1 protein-coding gene is annotated in these 694 nt (G+C 78.0%); it reads left to right on the forward strand.

The window, feature by feature from the left end; genetic code table 11:
• Nucleotides 1–694 (forward strand): hypothetical protein (locus AE652_RS42545; protein ID WP_049661673.1); only part of this gene is annotated, 694 nt, incomplete at both ends.

Here is a 694-nt window from a genome sequence, read left to right on the forward strand (position 1 = left end):
CCCCGGCCCCGGTGCCCGCCGCCGAGCTGGCGCAGGCCCGCGGCGCGGTCCAGGACCCGGCCGTCCTCGACAAGGTCGGCCACTTCTTCGCCCGCAAGGGCGTCCCGCCGACCCGGCAGCTGACCATCGGCGCCGCCGAGGAGGCCCGGGCGGCGGGCGAGGCCGCGCCGCGGCTGGTCGGCGACACCGTGCCGGTGTACGTCCTGGACCCCGGCTTCGTGGCCGGTACCCCCGGCGCACCGGTGGCGACGTCGGAGTTCACCGCCAGCAAGGTGGTCGCGGCGGACGGGCAGAGCGCCTCGGTCTGGACCGTCCGACAGGGCGGCGGCTGGAAGGTGGTGAACATCGCCTCGGGCGGTGACGAGAGCGACTACGCGGCGAAGGCGGCGGGCAGCGGCGGTGGCACCGCCTTCCGCGAGCCGCAGGTCAACGCCTGGTACGTGCTGCGCGACGGCCGGGTGCTGCCGCTGGACGACGAGGCCCGGCGCTCGGTGGGCGCGGGCGGGGTCACGCTGGCCGCGTACCAGCAGCTGGTGCACCAGCGGTACGGGGACAAGCTGCCCGGTTCGGCGTACGACCGGGCGGGCAAGGGCGGCGGCTACGAGGCGGACGCCGCGCCGGAACTCGCGGCCGCGCCGCGGTCCGGGACGGCACCGCAGCCCGGGGAGGGCCCGCAACTCGCGGTCGCACCGCG

Origin of the sequence: Kitasatospora sp. MY 5-36 (assembly GCF_001182915.1) — a bacterium.
GTDB lineage: Bacteria > Actinomycetota > Actinomycetes > Streptomycetales > Streptomycetaceae > Kitasatospora.